Here is a 26,140-nt window from a genome sequence, read left to right on the forward strand (position 1 = left end):
CGCACACTCTCCCCAGGCGCCCACCAGGCGAGTTGACTCCTCATGCGCATGCAAGGGATGTGAAGCGACTACGGAAAGGAGCGGAATCGTGACCGTCGATCCCGAGCATCCCGTCGTTCAAGGAGAACTCGCAGAGTTACGGCGCCGCCTCGACGTGGCCTACGCACGCGTCGAGGGCGGGCTGGCCCTGCTCAGCCATCGCACCGAGGAGACCGCCAAGGAACTCGACGACCTGAACACCCGGATCCACTCGCTCGAACACGCGCGCTGGCCGCTGCCGGCCGTCGCCGCCCTCACCGCCGTGGGTGCCCTCGTCGTGACGATCTGGCAGGCGCTCGGGCGCTAGGCGGCGCCGGGTCGGGGCAGCGTGTCGTGTCCGAGCCTGAGATGGTGCAGCAGGAGTAACGCGGCCGCCATGTTGGCGGCCGGGACCTCGCCGCGGGCGACCATGTCGGGGACGAGCTTGAGGGGCACCCACTCCCGGCGGTCTGACTCGAAGTCGTCCACGGGGTGCCCGACGTAGTCGCCCTCGTCGGCCCAGTACACGTGGTGCCGGGCGTCGGTGAGCCCGTTGGACGGCTCCACGCTCATGAGGTGGCGCAGGGGTCCCGGCCGCCAGCCGGTCTCCTCCTCCAGTTCGCGGGCCGCCGCCCGGGCGACGTCCTCACCGTCCTCGACCACTCCCGCCGCGAGTTCCCACCCCCAGCTGTCGGTGATGAAGCGGTGCCGCCACAGCAGCAGCACCTCGTTGGCCTCGTTGACGACCGTGGCCACCGCGACGGGCCGCAGCCGTATGAGGAAGTGGTCCAGGTGCCGGCCGTCCGGTAGTTCGACATCCGCGAGATTGACGCTGAACCAACGGTTTGAGTACACAGCTTGTTCGTTGTGTTTCGTCCACTGCACGGTTCTGCCACCTTCCGTCGAGTAAGTGGCAATATCGCAGCAGGGACGGTCGGGCAGCAGGCGCACGGGAAGCGGCTCGGAGCGGTCCGGGCGGCCGCCGCCCGGGTCTACAACGGTACGCGCAGCGCCCCGTCGATGAGTTCGGCCGCCTCCGAGGTGCCGGCGCACCCGTTGCGGACCAGGTGCTCCCGCACCGCGCGCAGCCGGTCGCGCAGCCGCTGGGACTCCATGCCCCGGGCCTGCTCGGCCATCTGCACGGCGATCGCCACCGCCTTGTCGGCGTTGCCCTGGCGCAGCTCGATGGTGCTCAGCATGGCCAGCCGGTGCACCCGGCCGCGGTCGTGCGCCGGGTTGTCCACGGCGGCCGCGGCGTGCTCCCCGGCGGCCGCGATCTCCCCGAGGCTGAGCAGGGCCTCCGCCACCTGGACGTTGACGAGCCCCGGCTGGACATAGCCGGTCTCGTCGGGCTCGTAGCCGCGTCGGATGCGCTCGGCGGCCTGCTCGGCCCGCCGGATGCGGGACAGGGCGCTCGTGCCGTCGCCCAGGTGCGCGTAGGCCTTGGCCTGCATCGCGTACAGGTCGGAGGCGAGCGCCGGGGTGATGTGCCTGCCGGCGGTGCGCAGCGCGGCCTCCGCGAAGGCGACGGCCTGGCGGTACTCCCGCATGAACAGCGACTGGTTGACCAGCAGGGCGATGACGTACGCCCCGAGTCCACGGTCGCCGCTGGCCTTCGCCAGGCGCAGTGCCTGGTGGAAGTAGCGCTGAGCCAGCCCGTGCGCGTCGGAGTCGTAGGCGCAGATGCCGGCGACCGCCACCAACCCGCCGGTGGCGCGATGCAGTTGACGGCCCGTCTCGTCGGTGTAGCTGCCGCGCAGCAGCGGGGCGGCCTCGGAGTTCAGGAACCCGACGATCCGGGCGCGCGTGGCGATGCCGCCGGCCTTGCGGTACATCTGCTCGTAGTGCGTGCGCGCGGCCCGCAGCATCTCCAGGTCGTCCGGGGTGACCCGGTGCCGGCCGCCACGTGAGACGTCCACGTCCTCGGGCGGGTTCTCCCATTCCCACACCGGCATCACGGCGGGCGTGCCGGTGAGGGCGGGCGCGCCCAGTATGTGGGGCCGCTGCTGCTCGTCGGAGCGCCACAGCGCGGTGGCCCGCTCCACGAAGCCGGACAGCGAGCCGGTGTGCGGGGCGGACGGCTCTCCGGGCACGCCGAGCCCGATGTCGTCGAGGGTGACCGGCCGCTGGAGCCGGGCGGCGAGCACCTCGCAGATGAGGTCGGGCACCTGGCCCCGGGGCCGCTGCCCCTTCAGCCAGCGCGCGACCGCGGTGTGTTCGTAACGCAGGGTCAGACCCCGTGCCCGGCCCGCCTGGTTGACGTGGGCGGCCAGTCCCGCGTGGGAGACGCCCGCCTCGTCCAGGATCGCGTCGAGCAGAGTGTTGGGCTGCATGTGGCCCCCCGGGTGGCTCGGTGCGGTCAGGTTAGTGGCTCCGGATTCACACGGGGTGTGAACGGAGTACTCGAATCCGGGCTGTGTGCACGCTGTCGCTCTGCGTCGCGGTCCGGTTGACTGAGTTGCCTCGAAAGAGGCCGGCCGGGCCGCCGGCTCCCCCTCGTACAGTGCGGCGGCCCGCTTGAGCCGTCCGCCCCGCCGCCTGCCCGACACTCCGTGGCGGGGCGGGCGGCCTCGCCGGCGACGCCGTCCTCACCGCGGTGCCACCGGCGCGTCGCCGGCCGCGGCCGCGGGGCAGCCGGTGCCGCGGTGCCCGAGGGGCGTGCTGCGGCCGTTGGTGAGCAGGAGCAGGGCGATGTCGTCGGCCGGTTCGCCGCGGGTGTGGTGGTGCAGGGCGGTGGCGACCCGGGCGAGGACCGGCCGGGGGGTACGCGGCTCGTCCCGCGCCGCACTCTCCAGCACGGCCTGGAGCGGGAAGAACCGGCCGCGGGCGTCCCGCGCGTCCTGGGCGCCGTCCGTGAAGAGGAACAGGCCGTCGCCGGAGCGCAGGTGCCCCAGGCCGACGGCGGGCAGGCCGGTGTCCGGCAGCGGGAACAGCCCCAGGGGCGGGTACGGGTCACCGGCGGCGAGCTGCTCCACCTCGGGGCCGCGCAGCCGGTAGGGCCACGGATGGCCGCAGTTCAGGGCGCGGATCTCGCCGTCGGTCCGGATCTCCACGAGCAGCAGGGTCACGAACTCCTCGAGGTCGCCGGTGGGATGCTCCTGGCGCAAATGCCGCTCCAGGGCGCGCTCCAGCCGGCGCAGCACGCCGCCGAGGTCCTTCTCGTCGTGCGCGGCCTCACGGAAGCAGCCGAGCACGGCGCAGACGGTGCCGAGCGCGCCGATCCCGTGCCCGCGGACGTCGCCCATCACGACCCGGACCCCGTACTCGGTGGCGGCGACCTCGTACAGGTCGCCCCCGATCGCCGCCCCGCGCTCGGCCGACACCTGGACTGCGGCGACGTCCAGCCCGTCGACCTGGGACGGCGGCGGCCGCAACAGCGCGCTCTGCGCGGCACCCGCGACCCGGCGCAACTGCCGCAGCTCACGCGTCAGCGACCGCCGGGCGTGGAGGATCAGCCCGGTGCCCACCGCGAAGAAGACGGCGCTGGTGAGCATGCGGGCCGGCAGCCCGGCCGCTTGCGCGAGCGGACAGGCGAGCTTGTACGTGACGGCTGCCGCGCCCCACACCACCGGCAGCGCGAGGCAACGCACCCGGCCCCTGACGCGGATCATGCCGACGGCCCCCCATCAGGCCCCTGACACACGGAATCGGACCGGCCCGAGAAGGCCGGTCCGATTCTGTGGGACGGTTCGCCCGAAAAGGCAGGGCCACCCACCTTTACCACTCAAAAGAGTGAGGTGACCCGCCCCGGCGCTAGCTCCGCAGTTCGGCCCCCACCCGCTCACCGGCGAGCGCGACGGCCGCGTCCCGAGCCGCGGACGCCTCGTCCACGGTCAGCGTCCGGTCGGCCGCCCGGAACCGCAGGGCGTAGGCGAGCGACTTGCGGCCCTCGCCGAGCTGCTCCGCGTTCTCGTACACGTCGAACAGCCGGACGGACTCCAGGAGTTCACCCGCACCGTCGCGCAGGGCCGCCTCGACGTCGGCGGCCGGCACGGCCGTGTCGACGACCAGGGCGACATCCTGCGTGGCCACGGGGAACGTGGAGATCCGGGGCGCCTCCAGCGCGGTGTCGCCGGCCGCCTGCACCGCGTCCAGGTCGATCTCCATCGCGCAGCTGCGCGCGGGCAGACCCAGCGCCTTCACGACGCGGGGGTGCAGCTCGCCCGCGTGGCCGACGACCCGCTCGGCGCCGTCCACGACGACCACCAGCTCGGCGCACCGGCCCGGGTGCCAGGGCCCGTACTGCCCCTGGCGGACGACCAGGTCGGCGCCTGCCTCACGGGCGACCGTGCGGGCGGCCTCCACCGCGTCGGCCCAGTCGGCCGGACGGCCCTTGCCCCACCAGCCGGCCTGCTCGCGCGCACCGGTCAGGACGACGGCCGCGTGCCGCGGCTGCTCGGGCAGCGCCGCGTTCAGCTCGGCAAGCTCCGCGTCGGAGGGACGCCGGTCGACGGGCAGGACGGCGGCGGTGCGCTGCTCCTCGCCCGGCAGGAAGACCAGGCCGGTCTCGAACAGCGCGAGGTCGTGCGAGCCGCGGCCGTCGTTGCGGCGCAGCGCGGCGAGCAGGCCCGGCAGCAGCGAGGTGCGCAGCGCGGGCTCCTCGTCGTTCAGCGGGTTGCTGAGCTTCACGACGCGACGGGCCGGGTCGTCCGCCTCCAGGCCGAGCTGGTCGAAGACCTGCTCGCTGATGAAGGGGTAGTTGAGCGCCTCGACGTAACCGGCACCGGCCAGGGCCCGGCCCACCCGGCGGTGCAACCGCTGCCGGGCCGTCAGGCCGAGGCCGGCCGGCGGCTTGGGCAGCGTGGAGGGCAGGTTCTCGTAGCCCTCCAGCCGGATGACCTCTTCGGCCAGGTCGTTCGGGTCGGTGAGGTCGGGCCGCCAGGACGGCGCGGTGACGATGAGCTCGTCCTGCCCGTACACGTCGCAGCCGATCTCCTGGAGCCGCCGGACGACCGTCTCGCGGCCGTAGACGACGCCGGCGACCTTGTCCGGGTGGTCGGCGGGGAGGGTGATGGTGTGCGGGGCGCCCGGGGCGAGGACCTCGGTGACGCCGGCCTCGGCGGTGCCGCCGGCGAGCAGGACCAGCAGGTCGACGGTGCGCTGCGCGGCGGCAGCGGCGGCCTGCGGGTCGACGCCGCGCTCGAAGCGCCGGGACGCCTCGGACGAGAGCTTGTGGCGCCGGGCGGTGCGCGCGATCGACACCGCGTCGAAGTGCGCGGCCTCGATGACCACGTCGGCGGTGGCGTTCTCCACGTTGTCGTGGTCGGCAATCTCCGTGTTCGCGCCGCCCATGACGCCGGCCAGCCCGATCGGGCCGCGGTCGTCGGTGATCACCAGGTCCTCGGCGTCCAGCGTGCGCTCGACGCCGTCGAGGGTGGTGAGCTTCTCGCCCTGCTCGGCCCGGCGCACCCCGATGGTGCCCTGGACGAGGGAGCGGTCGTAGGCGTGCAGCGGCTGCCCGAGCTCCATCATCACGTAGTTCGTGACGTCGACGGCGAGCGAGATCGGGCGCATGCCGACCTTCTGCAGCCTGCGCCGGAGCCAGATCGGCGAGCGCGCCTCGGGGCTCAGGCCGGTCACCGTGCGGGCGGTGAACCGGTCGCAGCCCGTGGGCTCGGAGATGCGCACCGGGTAGCCGTAGGCGTTCGGCCCGGGCACGTCGATCAGGGCCGGGTCGCGCAGCGGCAGGCCGTAGGCGATGGCGGTCTCGCGGGCCACGCCGCGGATGGACAGGCAGTCGCCCCGGTTGGCGGTGACGGCGATGTCGAGGACCTCGTCGACCAGTTCCAGCAGCTCGACGGCGTCCCGGCCGACCTCGGTCTCCGGCGGCAGCACGATGATGCCCTTGGTGCCGTCGTCGCCCATGCCCAGCTCGTCGCTGGAGCAGATCATGCCGTGCGAGTTGCGGCCGTAGGTCTTGCGCGCGGAGATGGCGAAGCCGCCCGGCAGGGTGGCGCCGGGCAGGACCACGACGACCTTGTCGCCGACGGCGAAGTTGCGGGCGCCGCAGACGATCTCCTGCGGCTCGCCCGTGCCGTTGGCCCGGCCGACGTCGACGGTGCAGAAGCGGATCGGCTTCTTGAAGCCCTCCAGCTCCTCGATGGTCAGCACCTGGCCGACCACGAGCGGGCCCTTGAGGTCGTGGCCGAGCTGCTCGACCGTCTCGACCTCCAGACCGGCCGAGATGAGCTTGGCCTGGACGTCACGGCCGGTCTCGGTGGCCGGCAGGTCGACGTACTCCCGCAGCCAGGAAAGCGGGACCCGCATCAGATCTCCATCCCGAACGGCCGGGTGAACCGGACGTCACCCTCGACCATGTCTCGCATGTCTTCGACGTTGTGGCGGAACATCAGCATCCGTTCGATGCCGAACCCGAAGGCGAAGCCGCTGTACTTCTCCGGGTCGACGCCGCAGGCGCGCAGCACGCGCGGGTTGACCATGCCGCAGCCGCCGAGCTCGATCCAGCCCTCGGAGGAGCAGGTGCGGCACGGGCGGTCCGGGTTGCCGACGGACGCGCCGCGGCAGACGTAGCAGACCATGTCCATCTCGGCGGACGGCTCGGTGAAGGGGAAGAAGTTGGGCCGCAGCCGCGTCTTCATGCCCTCGCCGAACAGGGCCTTGACCATGTGGTCCAGCGTGCCCTTGAGGTCGGCCATCGTCAGGCCCTCGTCGACGGCGAGCAGCTCGACCTGGCGGAAGACCGGGGTGTGCGTGGCGTCCAGCTCGTCGGTGCGGTACACCACGCCGGGGCAGATCACGTAGACCGGCAGCTCACGGTCGAGCAGCGAGCGGATCTGCACGGGCGAGGTGTGGGTGCGCAGGACGACGCCGGAGTCGGGGCCGCCGTCCGCGTCCTGCACGAAGAAGGTGTCCTGCTCGCCGCGGGCCGGGTGGTCGGGGCCGATGTTGAGGGCGTCGAAGTTGAACCACTCCGCCTCGGCCTCGGGCCCTTCGGCGACCTCGTAGCCCATGGCCACGAAGACGTCCTCGATGCGCTCCGACAGCGTGGTCAGCGGGTGGCGGGCACCGGCGGCGACACGGTCGTAGGGCAGGGTGACGTCCACCGCCTCCTCGACCAGCACGCGCGCGTCCCGCTCCGCCTCCAGCTCGGCCTGGCGGGCGGCGAGGCCCTTGTTGACGGCGCCTCGGGCCTGGCCCACCAGCTTTCCGGCGGCGGCCTTGGCGTGCGGCGGCAGGGCGCCGATCTCGCGGTTGGCGAGCGCCAGCGGGGAGGTGCCGCCGGTGTGGGCGACCTTGGCCTCCTGGAGCGCGTCGAGGGAGTCCGCGGCAGCGAAGGCGGCGAGCGCCTCGTCCCGCATGCGCTCGATCTCTTCCGGTTTCAACGCCTCGACCTCTACCGGGTCGTACGACTTATTCGGTGCCGACATCTCTTCCCGTGCTTCCGATTGGCTGGCTGAAGGTCCCCGTCACCGACTCGTGGACGGCTCGTCACGGCTTTCGGGACACAAAGGTGCCAATGGCCGAGTCTAACGGGGCGGAGGTGTGCGAATGCGCCCGTGGTCCTCAGGCGAGATACGCCGGGGCCGCCACGGGCAACGTAAATCGGAACTCGGCCCCGGCGCCGGGGGCGCGGCCGACCGTGATGGTGCCGCCGTGGGCCTCGACGATGCCCTTGACGATGTACAGCCCGAGGCCGGTGCCACCGCGCTTGCTGCCCCGCCAGAAGCGGGTGAAGACGCGGTTCATGGACTCCTCCGGGATGCCGGGCCCCTCGTCGCTCACCGTGACCGACGTGGCTGCGTTCTCGGCGTACTCGCCCTCGCGGAGGGACGCCGTGGCCGTGATGTCGATCGTGACAGTTCCCTCACCGTGCCGCACGGCATTTTCGAGCAGGTTGCTGAGTACCTGGTCGATCTTGTCGGGGTCGGCCCACAGGTCGGGCAGCGGCTGCTGGACGCGCAGCAGGAACCGGTCGGCGGGCTGGCCGGCGGCGACGTGGGCCTGGATGTGGCGTCCGACGGCGGCGCCGATGTCGACGGGCTGGCGGCGCACCTCCAGGCGGCCGGAGTCGATGCGCGAGATGTCGAGCAGCTCGGCGATCAGCCGGGTGACGCGGTCGGCGTCGGCGTCGACGGTCTCCAGCATCAGCCGCTTCTGGTCGTCGGTGAAGCGCTCCCACTTGGCGAGCAGGGTGGCGGTGAAGCCCTTGACGGAGGTGAGCGGGGAGCGCAGTTCGTGGGCGACGGTGGCGATCAGCTCGGCGTGGCTGCGCTCGGTGCGGCGGCGGGCCTCGGTGTCGCGCAGGGTGACCACCAGGCGCCGCAGGGGGCCGGTGGGCCGGGTGCGCACGTAGCGCGCGCAGACCAGGACCTCGCGGCCGCCGGGCAGCAGCAGGTTCCGCTCCGGCTGCCCGACCCGGATGGCCAGACCGCCGTACGGGTCGGTCAGCGGCCACCAGCGCCGGCCCTCGAGGTCCTCCAGCGGCAGGGCCTTCTCCAGCGGCTGCCCGAGGACGTCGCGGGCGCGTACGGCGGTGATGCGCTCGGCGGCGGCGTTGAAGCAGATGACGCGGCCCTGTTCGTCGGCGACGACGAGCCCGTCGGGCAGGTCGTCGGGGTCGATGCCGAGGCCGCCCGGGTCACCGGAGGGCCGGGGCGCGGCGGGCGGGTTCCCGGCGTCCCGGGCTCCCGGTGCGCTGCTCGTGCCGACGCTCATCCCCGTCCCCCACCTCCAAGGCTCCGCAGAGGGGTCCCCGAGCTGGTCACCCTACTGGTTCCCGGTGACGGAGCGGCACCCTCCGGCGGCACGCTGTGCACGCGCCGACGCATACAGACATACGGCGGCGGCGGTGGCGAGGTTCAGGCTCTCGGCCTTCCCGTGGATCGGGACGCGCACCACGGCGTCGGTGAGGGTGCGGGTCTCCTCCGGCAGGCCCCAGGCCTCGTTGCCGAAGAGCCAGGCGGTCGGCCCGCCCATGGTGCCCTTGTCGAGCTCGTCGTCGAGGTCGCGGTCGCCGGCCCCGTCGGCGGCCAGCACCCGGATCCCGGCGGCACGCAACCGCTCCACGGCGTGCTCGACGGGGACGCCGACGGCGACAGGCAGGTGGAACAGGGAGCCCACGGAGGCGCGGACGGCCTTGGGGTTGTACACGTCGACGGAGGCGTCGGTCAGCACGACGGCCTCGGCGCCGGCGGCGTCGGCGCAGCGCAGGACGGTGCCGGCGTTGCCGGGGTCGCGGACGTTGGCGAGGAGCGCGACCAGGCGGGGGCGGCCGGCGAGGACCTCGTCGAAGGGCGTGTCCAGGAACCGGCAGACGCCGACCAGGCCCTGGGGGGTGACGGTGGTGGAGATGTCGGCGATGACCTGCTCGGAGGCGAGGTGCACCCGCGCCCCGGCGTCCCGGGCGGCCCCCACGATGTCGGCGTGGCGGTCGGCGGCCTCGGGGGTGGTGAACAGCTCCACCAGGGTGGCCGCGTCCCGGGCCCGGTGCCCGGCCGCCTCCCGCACCGCCTGCGGCCCCTCGGCGAGGAACAGCCGCTCCTTCCCCCGGAAGTTCCGCTTGGCCAGCCGCCGGGCGGCGGAGACGCGGGGCGAACGGGGGGAGATGAGCTCGGGGGTGGCAGGGGACATCCTGTTCGCTTTCTCGGTAGCTGCACAGCAGGACCCGCAGGCCGTTCGGCCTGCGGGTCCTGTCAGTCACATCGGCTCGATGCCGGCGTCAGGCCGCCTTGGGGGCGTTGACGTCGCTCGGCAGCGCCTTCTGGGCGACCTCGACGAGCGCGGCGAACGCACCGGCGTCGTTGACGGCCAGCTCGGCCAGGATCTTGCGGTCGACCTCGATGTTCGCGGCCTTCAGACCCTGGATGAAGCGGTTGTAGGTCATGCCGTTGGCGCGGGCAGCGGCGTTGATGCGCTGGATCCACAGCTGACGGAAGTCGCCCTTGCGCTTCTTGCGGTCGTTGTAGTTGTAGACCAGCGAGTGGGTGACCTGCTCCTTGGCCTTGCGGTACAGGCGCGAACGCTGACCGCGGTAGCCGGAGGCCTGCTCGAGGATCGCCCGGCGCTTCTTGTGGGCGTTGACTGCCCGCTTGACGCGTGCCACTTCTTAACTCCTTGTAGCGGGGCCGTGGGGGTCCTCACACGGCCCGAAATCGATTGGGTCCCGGTCCTGACGTGCGGCGCTCACGCGCCGGGCGTCACTTGCCGAGAAGCTTCTTGATCTTCGCGGCGTCGCCCGGGGCCATCTCGGCGTTGCCGGTGAGGCGACGCGTCACACGGGACGACTTGTGCTCGAGCAGGTGGCGCTTGCCGGCGCGCTCGCGCAGCACCTTGCCGGAGCCGGTGATCTTGAAGCGCTTGCTGGCACCGCTGTGCGACTTGTTCTTCGGCATAGCGCCGTTCTCTCCTCGTCGGTGGCGCTCCGGTGCCCGGTCGTGAAACCGGGCACGGTGGAGCGTCGTCTTGTTTCGGTTGCTTCCTGGGACTCGCGTCCCGGGGGTCACGCCTCGGCGGGCTCCTCGGCCGGCGCCTCGGCGTCCGCGGCGTTCTGCGACTTGCCGGGGTTGGCCTTCGCGTCCGCCTTGCGGGCTTCCTGCGCCTGACGAGCCTCGGCCATCGCCTCGGTCTTCTTCTTGTGCGGACCGAGAACCATGATCATGTTGCGGCCGTCCTGCTTCGGGTTCGACTCGACGAAACCGAGGTCCTGGACGTCCTCCGCGAGACGCTGCAGCAGTCGGTAGCCCAGCTCGGGCCGGGACTGCTCGCGACCACGGAACATGATCGTGATCTTGACCTTGTCGCCCTGCTTGAGGAACCGGACGACGTGACCCTTCTTGGTGTCATAGTCGTGCGGGTCGATCTTCGGCCGGAGCTTCATCTCCTTGATGACCGTGTGCGCCTGGTTCTTGCGCGCCTCACGGGCCTTCATGGCCGACTCGTACTTGAACTTCCCGTAGTCCATGAGCTTGCACACGGGCGGACGGGCGTTCGCCGCGACCTCGACCAGGTCCAGGTCGTACTCCTGCGCAAGCTCCAGTGCCTTGGCCAGGGGGACGATGCCCACCTGCTCGCCACTGGGACCGACAAGTCGCACCTCGGGAACGCGAATCCGGTCGTTGATGCGGGGCTCGGCGCTGATGGATCCTCCTCGGTAGCACCACGCGACGGTCTGGCGGACGGCCGCGTAACGTCTCTGTTCGACAGACCTAACCGCGCCGAAGCACAAAAAATGCCCCGGACGATTCCCAGGCGGGGCTCCTCGAACTACCGGAGCACCGTCGCGGGATCCGCGGGGCGCGCTTTCGGACGGACCGCCGCCGCTGGGACGGGGTCGTCTGACCGGTGACCCGCCGCCCTGGGGGTGGTCGGGTGGGAGTTCGAAAGCCTCCACTTGTGGGCCGGGCTCGCGGGCCGTGAGGCATACGGGTCCGACCGGTCGTTACACGAGGTTACCAGCAATGGCCAGGAACGGCTAATTCAGGCGCCCGGGCCCTGGTGCGGCACGCGCCCGTGGTGCGCCTATCGTGTGGGGCATGAGTGAGACCCCTGCTGAGTCCTCGGCGAACCCCGACTTCGACGCCATGGCCCGCGACATCGCCGAGGTCCCGGCGGTCGAGGTGATCGTGACGGTCGCCGTCAACCTGATGAGCGCCGCGGCCGTGAAGCTCGGTCTGACCGAGGAGGGCGAGAAGCACAAGGACCTCGACGAGGCCCGCAAGCTGGTGCACGCCCTGGCCGGTCTGCTGGACGCCACCGCGACCGAGATCAGCTCCTTCCACGCCGCGCCCCTGCGCGACGGCCTGAAGTCGCTGCAGCTGGCGTTCCGCGAGGCCTCCCTCGTCCCCGACGAGCCGGGCCAGGGCCCGGGCGAGAAGTACACGGGTCCGGTCTACGGCTAGCAGGTCGCGACGGCCGGCAGGTCGCGCGGCGCACGCCGCTCAGCGCACGAAGAGGGGCTCGCCCGGGGGCGTCGCCTCGGCCGGCAGGAGTGCCAGGTCGAGGCCGCGCACCAGGCGGGCCCTCAGCGTTGCGTCGGCGGCCAGGCGCTCGGCGACGGAGCGGGCCGCTTCGGCGGGGGCCGCGGACGGGTCCAGGACGAGGGCCAGGGTCCCGTCGGCCTGTCCGGGGCCGAGGTGGGCGCGCAGCACGGCCGGCTCGGCGGCCACGGCCTCGCGCACGGCGCCGACGACGGCCGGGTCCGCGAGCGGGTCGGCGGTGGCGCGGCCCTCGGCGAGGGCGAGCAGTGCGGAACCGGTCAGTTCGAACGGCACCGGCCCGGCCAGGTCGAGCACGACCGTGTCCGCCTTCTCGTGCGCGGCGGCCTGGAGGGCCTGGTGCAGCGGTACGGCGACGGGACGGGCGGCGGGGTCCCAGCGGGCGAGGGAGTCCGTGGAGGTGAACGCGGGCAGGGCGGTGCGGTTCCCGGCCTTGAGGGTCGGTACGGCCATGTCGCTGGTCTTCTCGCGGCGCAGCCCGTTCTCGTCTTCCTCGACCTCGCCGAGCACGGCCACCACGGGGACCAGCAGGCGGGCGCCCTTGAGCGCCTCCAGCACGGGTCCGACGGCGGTGCGGTCGGCGGACCAGGCGGCCAGGGCCGCGCTCAGCCGGGGATCGGCGGAGCCGTCGTCGTCGGAGAAGCCGGGGTCGGGGATGTTCTTGTTCGCCACGGTCGTCGAGCCTATCGGCCGGGCACCGGTACGCCCGCGGCGGCTCAGTGCTCCTCGCGCCCCGTGCGCCGGCCGCGCCACAGCACGACCGCGGCGACCAGGAGGACACCGCCCGTGCCACCTGCGAGGGGACCGGCCCAGGCGGCCGTGCCGTCGCCGCGGGAGGCGGCGTCCGGTCCGCTGCCGAAGTACTTGTCGCCGTACGAGGCCGCGCGCAGGCCCTCGGGCTTCAGCCGGGCGCCGGCCCTGATGGCGGCGGCCGGGTCGATGAAGCCGAAGCCCCGGGAGTCGTCGCGGCCGCCCGCCGGGGCGTTGCGGGCGGTCCGCTCCAGCAGCGACTTGACCTGGGCCGGGGTCAGGTCCGGGTGGGCCGCCTTGACCAGGGCGGCGGCGCCGGAGACGAACGCGGCGGCGGCGCTGGTGCCCCAGCCCTCGTAGTACTTGCGGTCCGGGTCGGCGATGACGACGTCGACGCCGGGGGCGCTGACGGTGGCGTACCAGCGGCGGGTGGAGAACGAGGCGCGGGTCCCGGCGCGGTCGACGGCGGTGGCGGCGACGATGCCCGGGTAGGCGGCCGGGTAGGAGATGTGGTCGCCCTTCTCGCCGCCGTTGCCGGCGGAGGCGACGACCACCACGCCCTTGTCCAGGGCGTACTGGATGGCCTGGTCCTCGGTGGGTTCGGGGTGCGCGGAGGCGGAGTCGTCGCCGAGGGAGAGGTTGATGACGTCGGCGCCGTGGTCGGCGGCCCAGCGGATGCCCTCGGCGAGGGCGTTGCCGCGGGTGGTGCGGGCCTTGGCGCGGGAGGGGTCGCCGTCCTCCAGGATCACGCGCACGGGGAGGATCTTCGCCTCGGGTGCGATGCCGAGGACGCCGTCGGTGTCCCCCGGGCCGTGTCCGTGACCGGCGATGATCCCGGCCATGGCGGTGCCGTGCCGGGCCCAGGCGCGGTTGCCGGGCTTCGCGCCGAAGCCGACCAGGTCCTTGCCGGTGAGGACGTTGCCGGCCAGGTCGGGGTGGTCGGCGTCGACGCCGGTGTCCAGGACGGCGACGGTGACGCCCTCGCCCTTCGTCGTCCGCCAGGCCTCGTCGGTGTGCATGGCGTCCAGGGCCCACTGCTGGGCGCGGATGCCGTCGGCGTGGGCCGTGGCGGCGGGCAGCAGGACCAGGGCCGTGGTGAGCAGGGCGCCGAGGGCTGTTGCCCGGCGGCGCCGGGCGGCCCGGGTGCCCGCCCGGGGGGCGGGGGCGGCGTCCGTCGCGTGCGGGGTGGGGTCCGTCACGACGGCTGCTCCGTGGCCGAGCGGGCGTTCCTGCGCAGGTCGCGTTCGATACGGTCGGCGAGGCCCTGCGCCTCGTGGCCGAGCCCGGCCTGGCCGACGGCGGAGGGGGTGTCGGTCGCCACGGCGTCCCCGGCGGGCTGCGGGGTGTCGACGGTGCGGCCGTCGGCCCAGCCGGAGACCGCGTACACGACGACCGGCGCCTCGGTCAGCACGGAGACGGTCCAGGACGCGCGCTGGGCGGCGCCGAAGCCGGCGGCGGGGGTGCCCTTCGCCGCGTACGGCAGGGGCATCAGGTCGTCGCGGCGGTCCAGGCGCTCGTTGCGGAAACGGTTCGCGAGGGCGGTCATGCCCGGGGCGTCGGCCGTGGTGAAGAGCAGGCCGACGGTCGTCACGTGGCTCTCGGTGGCGTCGGTGTACGTGGCGCGCAGGAGGCGTTCGCAGCCGACGGGTGCCAGGGCCTTGCGCAGCAGCGGGTCGAAGGCGTCCCGGCAGCCGCTGTCCGGGGCGACGGCGACCCGGGTCCAGGAGCGGTCGGCTCCGCCGGGTCCGGCGCCGCGGCCCTGCACCGTGGGCGGGAACAGCCGGTCGACGGGCGCGTTGTGCCACATGCCGGCGGCCGCGCCGAACGCGCTGCGCGAGCCGGCCGCGTCGGAGTCCCCGACGAGCCAGCTGCCGGTGACCGCGCCGGAGATGAGGCCGAGGCCGAGCACCAGGCACACGGCGGCAGCGGCGGCCTGCGACACCCCGCGCCGCCGCAGCGGCCGGGGCCGCGCGTCGCCGTCGTACCCCTCGGACTCCCCGAACGACACGACGGGCCGCACGGCCCCGGTACCGCCGCCGGGCGCGAGGGGCGCACTCCAGGACAACGCGGGATCGGGACCGGGCCGCTGCTCACCGGGCAGGGGGGTGGCGTGCGTCCCGGGACCCCCGTGGGGCGAGCCTGCGGCAGCGGGGCGGGGGCCGGGCTGCGGCTCGTGGGCGGGGCGCCGGGGGGTCGCGGCAGCACCGCGGGCATCGGCCTGCGGCTCGTAGGCGCCGTGCGGCGCGCCTGCGGCAGCGGGGCGCGGATCGGTCTGCGGCTGGTGCGCCGGGCGCGCGGGCGTCGCGGCAGTGGGGCGGGCATCGGCATGCGATTCGTAGCCGCCGTGGGGCGAGCTCGGGGCAGTGGAGCGCAGATCGGTCTGCGGCTCGTGAGCCGGGCGCCGGGAGGGCGCAGCAGCGGGGCCGGGCTGCGGCTCGTGGGCGGGGCGACGGGGCGTCGCGGCAGCACCGCGGGCATCGGTCTGCGGCTCGTGCACGGGGCGCCGGGGCGTCGCGGCAGCACCGCGGGCATCGGCCTGCGGCTCGTGGGCGGGGCGCCGGGGCGTCGCGGCAGCAGTGCGGGCATCGGCCTGCTGCTCGTGGGCGCCGTGCGGCGCGCCTGTGGCAGCAGTGCGGGCATCCGCCTGCGGATCGTGAGCCGGGCGTCGGGGCGTCGCATCGGCCGGGTGGGGGCCCGGCTGTGGGGTGTGGGCGGTGGGCGATGGCCGTGCGGTCTCGTCGCGGCGGGGTGGCTGCGGTGCCGTGGGGATCGGCCGCAGACGTGCGGTGGTCTCGGAGGTGCCCTCGGCGGGGGCGCCCGTGCGGCGGGGCGCGGGAAGCCGGAACGGGCGCGTGGAGGTGTCCGCCGGGGACTGCGCGGGGGCGTCGGTGCGACCGGGCGGGGAGAGGCGGAACGGCCGTCCTGCCGGGGCGTCCGAACGTTCCGGCTCGGCCGACGGCCCCGGGGTGCCCGTGCCGGCCGGCGCGGGGAGGTGTCCCGGACGGGGCGGGAGCTGCCCGGCACCGGGGGGCGAGTCGGGGAAACGCGCGGAGGCGGGAGGCGGCGGGGGAGACACCGCTCCGCTCGGGTCCGAGGCCCCGTCCCGGGTCGCCCAGGACGGACGGTGGGGGTCCGGGGTGTCGTCCGCCGCGGGGGGTTGCGCGGGGACCGGGGGGTGGGGCGGGCGGGGTGGGGCCGCGGGGCGCGGGGGGAAGGAGGCGCGCTGCGCTTCCGTGCTCATGCACCCCCCGTTTCCTCGTGCCCGGGCCGCTCGTCTCGCGCGCGGGCCGGTGCCGTGCCGTCCTGCCCGAGGCCCGGCGCGGACGCGGCCGTCCCGGGCACACCTACCCGTACGGACGGAGCGTCATCCCGGCGCGGATCCCCGGCAGGCGCGGTTCCGCCGTACGTGCGCGTCACTCTACGGCTTGTCGCCGGGCGGGCGGGAACCAGTCCGCGAGGCCGGGGCATCTGCCCGGAACGTCCCCCTACCCTGCGGTAATCCCGTCTGGCAGGCTGCGTCCATGACTGCGCGCGCCTCCGACCGGGCCCGTTACGACCGGGCCACCGCCGCTTACGACGCCCCTCTCGCGATCGTGGACCTGGAGGCGTTCGACGCCAACGCCGACGACCTCGTCCGCCGCGCCGGGGGCAAGCCCATCCGCGTGGCCAGCAAGTCCGTGCGCTGCCGGGCGCTGCTGGAACGCGTCCTGGCCCGGGAGGGCTTCGCGGGGATCATGTCCTTCACCCTGGCCGAGTCGCTGTGGCTGGCGCGGTCCGGGTTCGACGACGTGCTGCTGGCCTACCCGTCCGCCGACCGGGCCGCGTTCGCCGAACTCGCCGGTGATCCCAAGCTGGCCGCGGCCGTGACCGTCATGGTCGACGACGTCGCGCAGCTCGACCTGATCGACGCCGCGCGCGGCGACGGGCGCGAAGTGGTGCGGGTGTGCCTGGAGTTGGACACCTCGCTGCGGCTGCTCGGGGGACGTGTGCGCGTCGGGGCACGGCGTTCGCCGCTGCACTCCCCCGTCGAGGTCGCCGAGACGGCCCGCGCGGTGGCCCGGCGGCCGGGGTTCGAGGTCGTGGGGATCATGGCGTACGAGGGGCATGTCGCCGGGGTCGGGGACGCGGTGGCCGGGCGTCCGCTGCGCTCGCGGGCGATCCGGCTGATGCAGGCCGCCGCACGGCGCGAACTGGCCGTGCGGCGCGCGGAGGTGGTGCGTGCGGTACGGGCCGTCGTGCCGGGGCTGGAGTTCGTCAACGGCGGGGGCACCGGGTCGGTGCAGCACACGGCGGCCGAGGACGCGGTGACCGAGATCGCCGCCGGGTCGGGTCTGTACGTGCCGCGGCTGTTCGACAACTACACCTCCTTCCGCGGCCGTCCGGCGGCGCTGTTCGCCCAGCCCGTGGTCCGGCGCCCGGGGGTCGGGGTGGTGACGGTGCTCGGCGGCGGGTATCCCGCGTCGGGTGCGGCCGGGCCCGATCGGTCGCCGGTGCCGTATCTGCCGGAGGGGCTGCGCTACGACCCGCAGGAGCAGGCCGGCGAGGTGCAGACGCCGCTGCTCGGAGCCCCCGCGGACGACCTGCTGATCGGCGACAAGGTGTGGTTCCGGCACGCCAAGGCCGGTGAGCTGTGCGAGCGGTTCGACGCGCTGCACCTGGTCGAGGGGGACGCGGTGACGGCGACCGTGCCGACCTACCGCGGTGAGGGCCGCACGTTCCTGTAGCGGTGGCGGCCGCGTCAGTCCGGCGGGCCGATGCTGCTGCCCACGCCGCCGCCGGTGCCCGCGTCACCGATCGGGCGGATGCCCTTGGTGATGCGGTCCATGTCGGCGAGCGGCGGCCCCTCGCCGCCGGCGTCGAAGACGTACCGGACGAGGACGGGTGACTCGGTGCCGACGCTGGACGGGAAGACGAGCGACTGGACGTAGCCGCCCGGTCCCTTCGCGGTGTGGACGCGCCAGCGCACGTAGTACCCGGCGCGGCCCGCCACGGCGACCGGGCCGGAGGCGACGGTCTCGTGGGAGACCATGCCGCCGTAGGGCTCGCGGTCGAGCGTGTCGTGGTCGAAGGCGTCCTCGGCCGCGTCGGCGATGTCGCCCTTGGCGAGGGCCTCGGGGGACTTCTCGTCGTTGGCGGTCACCGTGCGGGACAGGACGAGGCCGTGGCGGCAGACGCCGCCGTCGCCGGGGCAGTCGTAGGTGCCGTCGGTCGTCATGACGGCGTCGTCCTCGGTGACGTACTTGGGGCGGACCCAGCCGTCGAGGAGGGGGAACGTGATGCCGTTGAGCTGGTCCTCCACCCGCGAGGGGCCACCGGTGGCCGGCGGGGACGTGGACTGCCCCGCGGGTTCGGACGGCGCGGACGCGGAGGGCGCGGGGGCCGTCCTGGTGCCGGTCCCGTCGTCCCCGGTGCCGAGGACCAGCGCCCCGGTGACGATCGCGGCGACCAGCACGGCCCCGGTCGCGGCCAGGGCCGCGGTCCGTCCCCGTCCGGAGTCGCCGCCCGCGGGTGGGGGCACCGCCGCGGTCGTGACCGCGGGCGCGCGGCGGTGCTCGGTCCAGGCCGTGCCGTCCCACCAGCGCTCCTGGTGGGGCGGGCGCGGGTCGGGGTACCAGCCGGGCGGCGGTGTCATGCTCATCCCGGCACTGTAGGCCGCGCCCCGGCCCGCGCGGGCACCCCCTACAGCGGTGTGACGTACGCCCCCGAGATGCCGCCGTCGACCAGGAAGTCGGTGGCGTTGACGAAGGAGGAGTCGTCGCTGGCGAGGAAGGCCACGGCGGCGGCGATCTCCTCGGCCTCGGCGAACCGGCCCAGCGGGATGTGCACCAGGCGCCGGGCGGCCCGCTCCGGGTCCTTGGCGAACAGCTCCTGGAGCAGCGGGGTGTTGACCGGCCCGGGGCACAGGGCGTTGACGCGGATGCCCTCGCGGGCGAACTGCACGCCCAGTTCGCGGGACATGGCGAGGACGCCGCCCTTGGAGGCCGTGTAGGAGATCTGCGAGGTGGCGGCGCCCATCCTGGCCACGAAGGACGCCGTGTTGATGATCGAGCCCCGGCCCTGGCGGCGCATGTAGGGGATGGCGGCCTTGCAGCACAGGTAGACGGAGGTGAGGTTGACCTCCTGGACGCGCTTCCAGGCCTCCAGGCCGGTCTCCAGGATGGAGTCGTCGTCGGGCGGGGAGATCCCGGCGTTGTTGAAGGCGATGTCGACGCTGCCGTAGGTGTCGTGGGCGGTGCGGAAGAGGGCCTCCACCTCCTCGGGGTCGGTTACGTCGACCTTCACGAAGGTGCCCCCGACCTCGTCGGCGGCGGCCTTGCCGCGGGTCTCGTCGACGTCGCCGCAGACGACGTGGGCGCCCTCGGAGGCGAGACGGCGGGCGGCGGCGAGTCCGATGCCGCTGCCGGCTCCGGTGACGACGGCGGTACGGCCGACGAGACGACGGCAGATGCTTTCCTGGGCAGTCACTGTGCGGGGCCCTCCGTGCTGATGAAGACGTTCTTGGTCTCGGTGAAGGCGGCCAGGGCGTCGGGGCCGAGTTCGCGGCCGACGCCGGACTGCTTGTAGCCGCCGAACGGGGTCCAGTAGCGGACGCTGGCGTGGGAGTTGACGGACAGGTTCCCGGCGCGGACGCCCCGGGAGACCCGCAGGGCGCGGCCGACGTCCCGGGTCCAGATGGATCCGGACAGGCCGTAGGGGGTGTCGTTGGCGAGGCGGATCGCGTCCTCCTCGTCGGTGAAGGGGAGCAGGACGGCGACGGGGCCGAAGATCTCCTCCCGGGCCGCGGGCGAGTCGGGCCGCTCGCCGGTGAGGACGGTCGGCGGGAACCAGAAGCCGGGTCCCTCGGGTGCGCTGCCGCGCAGGGCGGGGGCGTCGCCGGGCACGAACCCGCGTACCCGGTCGAGCTGCTGACGCGAGATGAGCGGGCCCATCTGGGTCTTCTCGTCGGCCGGGTCGCCCACCACCACGGCGGCCAGGGCGTCGGCGAGCAGTTCGCGTACCTCGTCGAGGACGGACTCCTGGACGAGGACGCGGGTGCGGGCGCAGCAGTCCTGGCCGGAGTTGTCGAGGAAGGAGAAGGGGTCGACGGCGCTGGTCAGGTCGGCGTCGGCGAAGACGATATTGGGGCTCTTGCCGCCGAGTTCGAGGGTGACGGGCTTGACCTGCTCGGCGCCGAGCGCGGCGACGCGCGTGCCGGTGCGGGTGGAACCCGTGAAGACGATCTTGGCGACTCCGGGGTGCCGGACCAGTGCGTCGCCCGTGATGTCGCCGCGGCCCGGCAGGACCTGGAGGAGGTGCTCGGGGAGCCCGGCCTCCAGGGCGAGTTCGGCCAGGCGCAGTGCGGTGAGCGGGGTGGTCTCGGCGGGCTTGAGGAGGACGGCGTTGCCTGCCGCGAGGGCGGGCGCGGTGCCCCAGGCGGCGATGGGCAGCGGGAAGTTCCAGGGCGCGATCACGCCGACGACGCCGAGCGGTTCGAGGATCGTGACGTTGAGGCCGCCCGGTACCGGGATCTGCCGGCCGGTGAGCCGTTCCACGCCTCCGGCCGCGTAGTCCAGCAGGTCGCGGACGTTGCCGGCCTCCCAGCGCGCGTTGCCGAGGAGGTGACCGGCCTCGCGGACCTCCAGGCGGGCGAGTTCCTCCAGGTGCTCGTCGACGGTGGTGGCGAAGCGGCGCAGCAGCCGGGCCCGGTCGCCGGGGGCGAGGGCGGCCCAGGTGCGCTGCGCCCGCTCGGCACGGGCCACGGCGGCGTCGACCTCGGCCGGGCCCGCGCCGGTGACGGTGGCGACGAGTTCCTCGGTCGCGGGGTTCAGGACGTCCAGCTGGTGTTCGGAAGTCAACGGGGCCTCACAGGCGTTCGAAGGAGCGGCGCAGCTCCCAGTCGGTCACCGCGGCGTCGAAGGCGTCCAGTTCGACGCGCGCCATGTTGCGGTAGTGGTCGACGACCTCGTCGCCGAAGGCGGCCCGGGCGACGGAGCTGTTCTCCCACAGCTCGGCGGCCTCGCGCAGGGTGGTGGGCACGTGGTCGAGGCCGGCGGCGTAGGCGTTGCCGCGGCAGGCGTCGGGCAGGTCGAGCTTGTGCTCGATGCCGTGCAGTCCGGCCGCGACCAGGCCGGCGACGGCGAGGTAGGGGTTGACGTCGCCGCCGGGCAGGCGGTTCTCGAAGCGCAGGGAGCGGCCGTGGCCGACGACGCGCAGCGCGCAGGTGCGGTTGTCGTGGCCCCAGGCGACGGCGGTCGGGGCGAAGGAGCCGGGCTGGAACCGCTTGTAGGAGTTGATGTTGGGGGCGTAGAGCAGGGAGAACTCGCGCAGGGCGGCGAGCTGGCCGGCGAGGAAGTGCCGCATGACGTCCGACATGCCGTCCGCGCCGTCCCCCGCCATGGCGTTGCCGCCGTCGGCGTCGGCCAGCGAGAGGTGGATGTGGCAGGAGTTGCCCTCGCGCTCGTTGTACTTGGCCATGAAGGTGATCGACCTGCCCTCCTGGGCGGCGATCTCCTTGGCGCCGGTCTTGTACACGGTGTGCTGGTCGCAGGTGACCAGGGCCTCGTCGTAGCGGAAGGCGATCTCGTGCTGGCCGGGGTTGCACTCGCCCTTGGCGGACTCGACGGTGAGGCCGGCGCCCGCCATCTCGTTGCGGATGCGGCGCAGCAGGGGCTCGATGCGGCCGGTGCCGAGGACCGAGTAGTCGATGTTGTACTGGTTGGCCGGGGTGAGGCCCTGGTAGCCGGCGTCCCAGGCCTGTTCGTAGGTGTCCTCGAAGACGATGAACTCCAGCTCGGTGCCGACCTGGGCGGTGTAGCCGAGTTCGGCCAGGCGCTCGAGCTGGCGGCGCAGGATCTGGCGGGGCGCGGCGACTACGGGTGAGCCGTCGTGCCAGGCGAGGTCGGCGTGGAGCATGGCGGTGCCGGCGTTCCAGGGGACGCGGCGCAGGGTGGCCAGGTCGGGGACCATGGCGAAGTCGCCGTAGCCGCTCTCCCAGGAGGACATCGCGTAGCCGTCGACGGTGTTCATCTCGGTGTCGACGGCGAGCAGGTAGTTGCAGCCCTCCGTGCCGTTCTCCAGGACCTCGTCGAGGAAGAAGCGTGCGGCGAACCGCTTGCCCTGGAGCCGCCCTTGCATGTCGGGGAAGGCCAGGACGACAGTGTCGATCTCACCGCCCGCGACGAGGGCGTGCAGCTCCTCGACGCTCAGCGGGGGTGTGCGGTCTGCCACGGGAGGGCCTCCTTGGCTCCTTGGGTCCGCCGGAAGCCATAAGGTATTGCGGAGAACCATTGCTTGGGAAGGGGGTACGGCCACATGCCGGAGGACGACGGCGGCGCCGGGGTGCGGGACGGGCTGACGCCGGTGCTGCGGCCGGTGCGCGCGGGCAACGGCTTCCTGGAGGCCCTGGAGCAGATCCTCCAGGTGGTGCGGCTGGGCCTGGTGCCCGGCGGGGAGCGGCTGCCGGCCGAGCGGGAGCTGGCCGAGCGCCTGGGGATCAGCCGGGTCACGCTGCGCGAGGTGCTGAAGGTCCTCCAGGACCAGGGTCTGGTGGAGTCGCGCCGCGGCCGCTACGGCGGCACCTTCGTGCTGCCCCGCACGGACGCCGGCGGCGAGGACGAGCTGCGGCGGCGGATCGCCGAGGTCGACCTGGAGGACGTGCTGCGCTTCCGCGAGGTGCTCGAGGTGGGGGCGGCCGGGCTGTGCGCGGGCCACGGCCTGGGCGGGAAGCAGGCCGGGCGGCTGCGGGAGGCCCTGGCCCGCACGCGGGACGCGCCGCTCACCGACTACCGGCGCCTGGACACGCTGCTGCACCTGACCCTCGCCGAGCTGTCGGGCTCGCCCACGCTCACCGCGCAGTACGCGGCCGTGCGCGCGCAGGTCAACGACCTGCTGGACTGCATCCCGCTGCTGGTGCGCAACCTGGAGCACTCGCAGCGCCAGCACACGGCGCTGGTGGAGGCCGTGATCGAGGGCGACGCCGACCAGGCGCGGGAGATCATGCGCGAGCACTGCGGGGGCACTGCGGCGCTGCTGAGGGGCTTCCTGGGCTGAGCCGCGGGTGTGCGGGCGCCGCGAGGATTTACCGGCGATTAACGCACGGGTCTTGCCTTCCCCCGGGCGGCACCGCAAAGGTATGGCCTCATTCCATTGAGCCGCAGCCCGTCCGCCCGTGACCGCCGGCCCGTGTCCGTCACCGCCCGTGCTGGTCACCTCCCGTGGGGAGACAGCCCATGTCCCAGGATCCCGCTCCGACACCCGCCCCGGAGGGCGACGACTATCTGGAACGCAGGGCGCTGCGCCGGGGCAGCGCCGGCTGGGTGCTGCTGACCGGCCTCGGCGTCGCCTACGTCGTCTCCGGCGACTACTCCGGCTGGAACTTCGGCCTGGCGGAGGGCGGCTTCGGCGGTCTCGCCATCGCCATGGTGCTCATGGGCACCATGTACGCCTGCATGGTCTTCGCGCTCGCCGAGCTGTCCTCGATCCTGCCCACCGCCGGCGGCGGCTACGGCTTCGCCCGCCGGGCGCTGGGCCCCTGGGGCGGCTTCCTGACCGGCACGGCGATCCTCATCGAGTACGTCCTCGCGCCCGCCGCCATCGTCATCTTCATCGGCGACTACGTCGAGTCGCTGGGCCTGTTCGGTCTGGAGTCCGGCTGGCCGATGTACCTGGTGTGCTTCGTGATCTTCCTCGGCATCCACCTCTGGGGCGTGGGCGAGGCGCTGCGCTTCAGCTTCGTCGTGACCGGCATCGCGGTGGCCGCCCTGATCGTCTTCGCGCTGGCCGCGCTGCCCGACTTCTCCCTCGGCTCGCTGGACGACATCCCGGCCGACCCCTCCGCCGCGGGGTCGAGCTCCTGGCTGCCGTTCGGGCTGCTCGGCATCTGGGCGGCGTTCCCGTTCGGCATGTGGTTCTTCCTGGGCGTCGAGGGGGTGCCGCTGGCCGCCGAGGAGACCAGGGAGCCGGCCCGCACGCTGCCCAAGGCCATCCGCTGGTCGATGGGCATCCTGGTGGTCCTCGCAGTGGTCACGTTCTTCGCTGCCGCCGGGGCGCGGGGCTCGGCGGCCGTCCAGGAGGCGGGCAACCCGCTGGTGGAGGCGCTCCAGCCGGACGGGAAGGCGACGACCCTCAGCCGGATCGTCAACTACGCGGGCCTGGCCGGTCTGGTGGCGTCCTTCTTCTCCCTGATCTACGCGGGCTCGCGCCAGCTGTTCGCCCTGTCCCGCGCGGGCTACCTGCCGCGCTTCCTGTCCCTGACCAGCCGCCGCAAGGCCCCCTACCTGGGCCTGCTGGTGCCCGGCACGATCGGTTTCCTGCTGGCGGCGGTGACCGGCGACGGGGCCCGCATGCTGAACATCGCCGTGTTCGGCGCGACCATCTCCTACGCGCTGATGTCGCTGTCCCACATCGTGCTGCGCCGCCGCGAGCCGGGACTGCCGCGGCCGTACCGCACGCCGGGCGGGGTGCTGACCTCCTCGGTCGCCCTGGTGCTGGCCTGCGCCGCGCTGGTGGCCACGTTCCTGGTGGACGTCACGGCGGCCTTCATCGCGCTGGTGGTCTACGCGGTGGCCGTCGCCTACTTCGGCCTGTACAGCCGCAAGCGGCTGGTGGCGAAGGCGCCGGAGGAGGAGTTCGCGGCGCTGGCCGCGGCCGAGGCAGAGTTGGCACGGGACTGAACCGACGAACGACGAGGGAGTTGTGGTGAACGGGCCGTTGATCGGGGTCAGCACCTACCTGGAGGCCGGTGCGCGCTGGGGCGTGTGGGAGCTGGAGGCCGCGCTGCTGCCGGTCGGCTACCCGCGCCTGGTGCAGCGGGCGGGCGGCCTGGCCGTCATGCTGCCGCCGGACGACCCGGAGCGGGCCGCGGCCGCCGTGGCCCGCCTGGACGGGGTGGTCATCGCGGGCGGGCCCGACGTCGAGCCGGTCCGCTACGGCGCGGAGCGCGAACCGCGCACCGGGCCGCCGGCACCGGAGCGGGACGCCTGGGAGCTGGCGCTGATCGACGCGGCCCTGACGGCGGACGTCCCGCTGCTGGGGATCTGCCGGGGCATGCAGCTGCTCAACGTCGCGCTGGGCGGGACGCTGGTGCAGCACATCGACGGCCACGCCGAGGTCGTGGGCGTGTTCGGCGGCCACGCCGTCACACCGGTGCCGGGGAGCCTGTACGGCCGGGTCGTACCGGAGGAGGAGTTCGTCCCGACGTACCACCACCAGGCCGTGGACCGGCTGGGCGAGGGCCTGGTGCCGTCGGCGTACGCGGCGGACGGCACGGTGGAGGCGGTGGAACTGCCGTCCGCCCGCTGGGTGCTGGGAGTGCAGTGGCACCCGGAGATGGGGGACGACGTACGGGTGATGACGGCGCTGGTGGAGGCGGCGGCCGGACGCCCCGCTCCCGTCACCACCCGCGGGTGAGCGACAGCCGGCCAACCCCGGGTGAGCGACGGCCAGTTACCCCCGGGTGAGCGACAGCAGGTCCCGGGCCGGGCCCGTGGGGCGGTGCCCGGTGGGCCACACCGCCCGGAGGTCGCGGGCCAGGGCGACCCCCTCCACCGGCACCGACACCAGCCGCCGCATGCCCAGCTCCTCCCCCACCGCCAGTTCGCTGAGCACCGCGGGCCCGGCCCCGCCGACCGCGGCCGCCTTCACGGCCGTCGTCGAGGACAGCTCGATCAGGGGCCGGGCCAGACCGCCCAGTGCGGCGTCCAGCACCTGCCGCGTCCCGGACCCCTTCTCACGCAGGATCAGCGGCGTCGAGGCCAGCTCGTGCGCCGCCAGTGCCCGCCGGCGCCGGGCCCAGGCGTGGCCCGGCGCGGTGACGACGATCAGCCGGTCGTGCGCGATGACGACCGAGTCCAGCCCGCTCGGCACGCTCACCCCCTCCACGAAGCCCAGATCCGCCTCGTCCGCCAGCAGCCGCTGCGCCACCACCGTCGAGTTGCCCGCGTGCAGCGACACCGCCGTGTCGGGCCGCTGCGCGCGCAGCGCGAGCAGCCAGCCCGGCAGCAGGTACTCCGCGATGGTCATGCTCGCCGCCACCCGCAGGCGCGAGTCCCGGCGGTCGCGCAGCGCCTGCGCGCCCACGTCGAACGCCTCCGCCGCCTCGACGATCCGCCGGGCCCAGTCCGTGACCAGGGCCCCCGCGTCCGTCAGCCGCGACCCCCGCGGGGAGCGGTCGACCAGCGCCACCCCGAGCTGCCGCTCCATGGACCGGATGCGGCTGCTGGCCGCGGGCTGGGTGATGCCCACCTCCCGCGCCGCCCCGCCGAGGCTGCCGACCCGCGCCACCGCCAGCAGCAGTTCCAGCGCACCGAGGTCCGGGACCCGGTGGGCCAGGGACCCGGCCGCGAGGGGCCCGGTCCGACCGTCTGCGTTGCTCATAAACCCAGCTTATGCCGCCATAGGAGAGCACTCCCTGGTGGCCCGGCTCCCCCGCCGCCACCGTG

Annotated in this window: 24 protein-coding genes; 6 read left to right on the top strand and 18 right to left on the bottom strand. The window is 73.9% G+C overall.

Annotated features, from left to right (window positions below; genetic code table 11):
- The first annotated feature begins 88 nt into the window (after positions 1 to 88).
- Complete coding sequence (locus tag ACZ6ZN_RS29005; RefSeq protein WP_369197382.1) at positions 89 to 346, top strand: hypothetical protein; 258 nt, start codon at positions 89 to 91, stop codon at positions 344 to 346.
- Here ACZ6ZN_RS29005 and ACZ6ZN_RS29010 read toward each other — a convergent pair.
- From ACZ6ZN_RS29010 to infC, 10 genes are all read right to left on the bottom strand, one after another.
- Positions 343 to 903 (bottom strand): NUDIX hydrolase, encoded by a 561-nt coding sequence (locus tag ACZ6ZN_RS29010; protein WP_398110621.1) that lies wholly within the window; start codon positions 901 to 903, stop codon positions 343 to 345. The genes ACZ6ZN_RS29005 and ACZ6ZN_RS29010 overlap by 4 nt on opposite strands.
- Positions 904 to 1,010: 107 nt before the next feature.
- Entirely contained in the window at positions 1,011 to 2,351 is a 1,341-nt protein-coding gene (locus tag ACZ6ZN_RS29015; RefSeq protein ID WP_398110620.1) for a transcriptional regulator, read from the bottom strand.
- A gap of 255 nt (positions 2,352 to 2,606) precedes the next feature.
- Positions 2,607 to 3,629, bottom strand: a complete 1,023-nt coding sequence (locus ACZ6ZN_RS29020; protein WP_469650770.1) for a PP2C family protein-serine/threonine phosphatase — start codon at positions 3,627 to 3,629, stop codon at positions 2,607 to 2,609.
- Positions 3,630 to 3,771: 142 nt separating this feature from the next.
- Positions 3,772 to 6,285, bottom strand: a complete 2,514-nt coding sequence (pheT, locus tag ACZ6ZN_RS29025) for a phenylalanine--tRNA ligase subunit beta (protein ID WP_398110618.1) — start codon at positions 6,283 to 6,285, stop codon at positions 3,772 to 3,774.
- The gene (gene pheS / locus ACZ6ZN_RS29030) at positions 6,285 to 7,406 is read right to left on the bottom strand and encodes a phenylalanine--tRNA ligase subunit alpha (RefSeq protein ID WP_398110617.1); all 1,122 of its coding nucleotides are present in this window, start codon (positions 7,404 to 7,406) and stop codon (positions 6,285 to 6,287) included. Before pheS ends, pheT begins: the two co-directional genes overlap by 1 nt.
- A gap of 136 nt (positions 7,407 to 7,542) precedes the next feature.
- Positions 7,543 to 8,694: a sensor histidine kinase gene (locus ACZ6ZN_RS29035; protein ID WP_469650774.1), complete on the bottom strand. Its 1,152-nt coding sequence runs from the start codon at positions 8,692 to 8,694 to the stop codon at positions 7,543 to 7,545.
- A 51-nt stretch (positions 8,695 to 8,745) separates the two neighbouring features.
- Entirely contained in the window at positions 8,746 to 9,609 is an 864-nt protein-coding gene (locus ACZ6ZN_RS29040) for a TrmH family RNA methyltransferase (protein WP_398110615.1), read from the bottom strand.
- 88 nt (positions 9,610 to 9,697) lie between these two features.
- Complete coding sequence (gene rplT, locus ACZ6ZN_RS29045) at positions 9,698 to 10,081, bottom strand: 50S ribosomal protein L20 (RefSeq protein ID WP_010045263.1); 384 nt, start codon at positions 10,079 to 10,081, stop codon at positions 9,698 to 9,700.
- Positions 10,082 to 10,175: 94 nt separating this feature from the next.
- Positions 10,176 to 10,370, bottom strand: coding sequence for a 50S ribosomal protein L35 (rpmI, locus tag ACZ6ZN_RS29050; RefSeq protein ID WP_003977225.1), 195 nt, complete (start codon positions 10,368 to 10,370; stop codon positions 10,176 to 10,178).
- Positions 10,371 to 10,477: 107 nt separating this feature from the next.
- Positions 10,478 to 11,116 carry a translation initiation factor IF-3 gene (infC, locus tag ACZ6ZN_RS29055; protein WP_398110798.1) on the bottom strand — a complete coding sequence of 213 codons (639 nt, stop codon included), beginning with the start codon at positions 11,114 to 11,116 and terminating at the stop codon, positions 10,478 to 10,480.
- A gap of 394 nt (positions 11,117 to 11,510) precedes the next feature.
- On the opposite strand from infC, the gene ACZ6ZN_RS29060 reads away from it, so the two are divergent.
- Positions 11,511 to 11,876 carry a DUF1844 domain-containing protein gene (locus ACZ6ZN_RS29060; protein WP_376332612.1) on the top strand — a complete coding sequence of 122 codons (366 nt, stop codon included), beginning with the start codon at positions 11,511 to 11,513 and terminating at the stop codon, positions 11,874 to 11,876.
- Between the two features lie 39 nt (positions 11,877 to 11,915).
- Here the strand turns inward: ACZ6ZN_RS29060 and ACZ6ZN_RS29065 are convergent, their stop codons facing one another.
- From ACZ6ZN_RS29065 to ACZ6ZN_RS29075, 3 genes are all read right to left on the bottom strand, one after another.
- The gene (locus tag ACZ6ZN_RS29065) at positions 11,916 to 12,644 is read right to left on the bottom strand and encodes an SseB family protein (protein WP_451879155.1); all 729 of its coding nucleotides are present in this window, start codon (positions 12,642 to 12,644) and stop codon (positions 11,916 to 11,918) included.
- A 44-nt stretch (positions 12,645 to 12,688) separates the two neighbouring features.
- On the bottom strand, positions 12,689 to 13,825 hold the full coding sequence (gene mycP / locus ACZ6ZN_RS29070; RefSeq protein ID WP_469651057.1) for a type VII secretion-associated serine protease mycosin: 1,137 nt from the start codon (positions 13,823 to 13,825) through the stop codon (positions 12,689 to 12,691).
- Between the two features lie 92 nt (positions 13,826 to 13,917).
- A complete protein-coding gene (locus tag ACZ6ZN_RS29075) occupies positions 13,918 to 14,787 on the bottom strand; it encodes a hypothetical protein (RefSeq protein ID WP_469650777.1) in 870 nt (289 codons plus the stop codon).
- A 1,456-nt stretch (positions 14,788 to 16,243) separates the two neighbouring features.
- Here ACZ6ZN_RS29075 and ACZ6ZN_RS29080 point away from each other — a divergent pair.
- A complete protein-coding gene (locus ACZ6ZN_RS29080) occupies positions 16,244 to 17,446 on the top strand; it encodes an amino acid deaminase/aldolase (protein WP_469650779.1) in 1,203 nt (400 codons plus the stop codon).
- A gap of 14 nt (positions 17,447 to 17,460) precedes the next feature.
- On the opposite strand, the gene ACZ6ZN_RS29085 is transcribed toward ACZ6ZN_RS29080, so the two are convergent.
- The 4 genes from ACZ6ZN_RS29085 to ACZ6ZN_RS29100 are packed head-to-tail and all read right to left on the bottom strand — an operon-like array spanning position 17,461 to position 21,929.
- Entirely contained in the window at positions 17,461 to 18,354 is an 894-nt protein-coding gene (locus ACZ6ZN_RS29085; RefSeq protein WP_469651060.1) for a DUF2510 domain-containing protein, read from the bottom strand.
- Positions 18,355 to 18,401: 47 nt separating this feature from the next.
- The gene (locus tag ACZ6ZN_RS29090) at positions 18,402 to 19,187 is read right to left on the bottom strand and encodes a 3-oxoacyl-ACP reductase (protein ID WP_469650782.1); all 786 of its coding nucleotides are present in this window, start codon (positions 19,185 to 19,187) and stop codon (positions 18,402 to 18,404) included.
- On the bottom strand, positions 19,184 to 20,557 hold the full coding sequence (locus ACZ6ZN_RS29095) for an aldehyde dehydrogenase family protein (protein ID WP_469650784.1): 1,374 nt from the start codon (positions 20,555 to 20,557) through the stop codon (positions 19,184 to 19,186). The genes ACZ6ZN_RS29090 and ACZ6ZN_RS29095 overlap by 4 nt, the downstream gene beginning before the upstream one ends.
- A gap of 7 nt (positions 20,558 to 20,564) precedes the next feature.
- Positions 20,565 to 21,929 carry a glutamine synthetase family protein gene (locus ACZ6ZN_RS29100; RefSeq protein ID WP_398110609.1) on the bottom strand — a complete coding sequence of 455 codons (1,365 nt, stop codon included), beginning with the start codon at positions 21,927 to 21,929 and terminating at the stop codon, positions 20,565 to 20,567.
- Between the two features lie 84 nt (positions 21,930 to 22,013).
- Here ACZ6ZN_RS29100 and ACZ6ZN_RS29105 point away from each other — a divergent pair, with 84 nt between their 5' ends.
- From ACZ6ZN_RS29105 to ACZ6ZN_RS29115, 3 genes are all read left to right on the top strand, one after another.
- Positions 22,014 to 22,751: a FadR/GntR family transcriptional regulator gene (locus tag ACZ6ZN_RS29105; protein ID WP_469650787.1), complete on the top strand. Its 738-nt coding sequence runs from the start codon at positions 22,014 to 22,016 to the stop codon at positions 22,749 to 22,751.
- A gap of 179 nt (positions 22,752 to 22,930) precedes the next feature.
- A complete protein-coding gene (eat, locus tag ACZ6ZN_RS29110; protein WP_398110607.1) occupies positions 22,931 to 24,373 on the top strand; it encodes an ethanolamine permease in 1,443 nt (480 codons plus the stop codon).
- 22 nt (positions 24,374 to 24,395) lie between these two features.
- Positions 24,396 to 25,109, top strand: coding sequence for a gamma-glutamyl-gamma-aminobutyrate hydrolase family protein (locus ACZ6ZN_RS29115; protein WP_469650790.1), 714 nt, complete (start codon positions 24,396 to 24,398; stop codon positions 25,107 to 25,109).
- A gap of 36 nt (positions 25,110 to 25,145) precedes the next feature.
- Here ACZ6ZN_RS29115 and ACZ6ZN_RS29120 read toward each other — a convergent pair whose 3' ends face one another.
- Positions 25,146 to 26,075, bottom strand: coding sequence for a LysR substrate-binding domain-containing protein (locus ACZ6ZN_RS29120; RefSeq protein ID WP_398110605.1), 930 nt, complete (start codon positions 26,073 to 26,075; stop codon positions 25,146 to 25,148).
- Positions 26,076 to 26,140 lie beyond the last annotated feature (65 nt).

Source organism: Streptomyces sp. NPDC053665, from assembly GCF_055585285.1.

What these genes read in the sequence shown, in the direction of transcription:
- ACZ6ZN_RS29015 (WP_398110620.1), bottom strand. Translation starts at nt 2,351, where the DNA reads ATGCAGCCCAACACTCTGCTCGACGCGATCCTGGACGAGGCGGGCGTC.
- ACZ6ZN_RS29020 (WP_469650770.1), bottom strand. Translation starts at nt 3,629, where the DNA reads ATGATCCGCGTCAGGGGCCGGGTGCGTTGCCTCGCGCTGCCGGTGGTG.
- pheT (WP_398110618.1), bottom strand. Translation starts at nt 6,285, where the DNA reads ATGCGGGTCCCGCTTTCCTGGCTGCGGGAGTACGTCGACCTGCCGGCC.
- pheS (WP_398110617.1), bottom strand. Translation starts at nt 7,406, where the DNA reads ATGTCGGCACCGAATAAGTCGTACGACCCGGTAGAGGTCGAGGCGTTG.
- ACZ6ZN_RS29035 (WP_469650774.1), bottom strand. Translation starts at nt 8,694, where the DNA reads ATGAGCGTCGGCACGAGCAGCGCACCGGGAGCCCGGGACGCCGGGAAC.
- ACZ6ZN_RS29040 (WP_398110615.1), bottom strand. Translation starts at nt 9,609, where the DNA reads ATGTCCCCTGCCACCCCCGAGCTCATCTCCCCCCGTTCGCCCCGCGTC.
- rpmI (WP_003977225.1), bottom strand. Translation starts at nt 10,370, where the DNA reads ATGCCGAAGAACAAGTCGCACAGCGGTGCCAGCAAGCGCTTCAAGATC.
- ACZ6ZN_RS29060 (WP_376332612.1), top strand. Translation starts at nt 11,511, where the DNA reads ATGAGTGAGACCCCTGCTGAGTCCTCGGCGAACCCCGACTTCGACGCC.
- ACZ6ZN_RS29080 (WP_469650779.1), top strand. Translation starts at nt 16,244, where the DNA reads ATGACTGCGCGCGCCTCCGACCGGGCCCGTTACGACCGGGCCACCGCC.
- ACZ6ZN_RS29085 (WP_469651060.1), bottom strand. Translation starts at nt 18,354, where the DNA reads ATGACACCGCCGCCCGGCTGGTACCCCGACCCGCGCCCGCCCCACCAG.
- ACZ6ZN_RS29105 (WP_469650787.1), top strand. Translation starts at nt 22,014, where the DNA reads ATGCCGGAGGACGACGGCGGCGCCGGGGTGCGGGACGGGCTGACGCCG.
- eat (WP_398110607.1), top strand. Translation starts at nt 22,931, where the DNA reads ATGTCCCAGGATCCCGCTCCGACACCCGCCCCGGAGGGCGACGACTAT.
- ACZ6ZN_RS29120 (WP_398110605.1), bottom strand. Translation starts at nt 26,075, where the DNA reads ATGAGCAACGCAGACGGTCGGACCGGGCCCCTCGCGGCCGGGTCCCTG.